Origin of the sequence: Bacillus sp. C30 (assembly GCF_040838255.1) — a bacterium.
Taxonomy (GTDB): domain Bacteria; phylum Bacillota; class Bacilli; order Bacillales; family Bacillaceae_G; genus Bacillus_A; species Bacillus_A mycoides.
This window is the reverse complement of the sequence record NZ_JBFPJH010000518.1, coordinates 1-1,756: the sequence shown is the minus strand read 5'-3', so window position 1 is coordinate 1,756 and position 1,756 is coordinate 1. Positions and strand designations below refer to the sequence as shown.

Below are 1,756 nucleotides of genomic sequence, written 5' to 3'. Positions count from 1 at the left end.
TTACATGATCCATCAATAATTACTATAAATCCAGATAACGAAACAATAACTTTGCATGGCGAAGCAAAATATACATCTGAAAATACTGCTTCATCTTTCCGCATACATGTTGATATAGTTGATATTGATGCTGACACTAGTAATAAAAATAGGATACATAAACGAGATATCATTAACAGCTACTCATATATAGTTAATTCTTGAGCTACTCACCGCTTCAAACAGTTCGCTAGAACGTTAAGTAGTGAGTAATTCAATCTTATAAGTTGCATTTTAACGAATTACCTGAAAGAATTATCCTTCCTCAAGTGTGTGCAGGGCATAGCCCAACGGTAGGCGGGAGATGAATTTCGGTTTGGCGTGGCAAAAGCGAAATTGTACTTTTTATTTTCTCTATGAGATAATCAGTCTCACAATAAAATTTGTATAGCAATTAAATAATAATAATTCAATGTTCTTTCTGTATAATCATCTTGTGTTGGTTGTAAAATACCAAAGAAATGTATTTGATGATGATATATCAGACTATACAAAATACATGTTTGTATAGTCATCCGAGAATTACAACAGGACCAACGGTTATTATAATGTTATCTTTCTTGAACTGTCTGCCTTTAAAAATAGCTCATATATCATTCTCCTTACTTATTTTTCCTAGAATGTGTCGCATTAAAAAACTTTGCAACAAAACCGTTTTCGAAATCCCTATTCACTAACACCGTTCGCAAACGAATACATTAGAATATGAATATATGTATATTCTAATGTTACAACGAAAGTTTTCGAACTACAATTCTCATTCTTTTTTTTCAAAGGGAATTTCGTCCTTTTATCGAATCTATACTCCATACCATTTTTTGAGGAGTGATCCTATTGACTGAAACATTACGCATAGAAGAATTAAACACATTCTTACCATTAGCTTCTTTAGAAGATCTGCCTGTAGAAGAACAAAAAATACGTCTCCAATATTGGAAAGAACATTTCACAAACAAAGAAATTACCACTGGTTTGGGCACATATAATAGCAAGCTATACGATTTGTACAAAAAGCATGAAATTAAGACTCAAGGAACAACCGATTTAAAACGAAAAGGAAAGGATACGATCAAACACAAAGAGGTTGCACTTACTGACCTGCAACAATCCTATACCACCGAAACCACCCAAACACAAACACTGCCACTCACAATCCCGATGCAAGACGTACCCGTGATGCCAGAATCTGAACCTACATCTATTCCATCCGAACCGATAGAATCTCCTATTCCAGAATCCTTTCATCTCCACTATGCTGGGCGCAAGTCTAAACAAAAGGTCATTTACCAATTGAAAGCCCTTGCTATCTTGTTAGAAGAAGAATCACATGAACAGTATCAATTTTCCATTCAAATTGACACAACACCTTTAAAATAAAAACAGAAAAAGGATGCAAACACAGCCAATTTTCGTCTTTCTGCTATCTTTTTGTATAAAATATAATTTCTAAGAGAAAGCTGTTACTCATCCATGATATGTATTCCATTTTGAGTAGCTATTGTTAACTAGATGGTATTATATTTACGAATTAATCAACAAGAAGCATTTAAAGAAGCTGGTGATGAGGAAAAAGGTCAAAACCAATTTTCAAAACTCTTGCCCTATATGCATTCGATTATAGAAATGGGAACAATTCGCACAATTAAATATCTATTAGAAAAGCGTAATATACAGGTTGAAATTTGCCGAGAACCCCTTTCAACATTAAGTATAGAGG

General features: G+C 33.6%; 2 protein-coding genes and 2 pseudogenes. All 4 read left to right on the top strand.

Going from position 1 to position 1,756, the window contains the following annotated elements:
- Positions 1–204 (top strand): hypothetical protein (locus tag AB3X49_RS22430; RefSeq protein ID WP_367964829.1); only part of this gene is annotated, 204 nt, incomplete at its 5' end.
- Between the two features lie 247 nt (positions 205–451).
- Positions 452–547, top strand: a pseudogene (locus AB3X49_RS22425) (IS200/IS605 family transposase); the annotation flags it as partial.
- 326 nt (positions 548–873) lie between these two features.
- Entirely contained in the window at positions 874–1,416 is a 543-nt protein-coding gene (locus AB3X49_RS22420; protein WP_367964827.1) for a hypothetical protein, read from the top strand.
- A gap of 132 nt (positions 1,417–1,548) precedes the next feature.
- Positions 1,549–1,756 (top strand): annotated as a pseudogene (locus AB3X49_RS22415) (hypothetical protein); the annotation flags it as partial.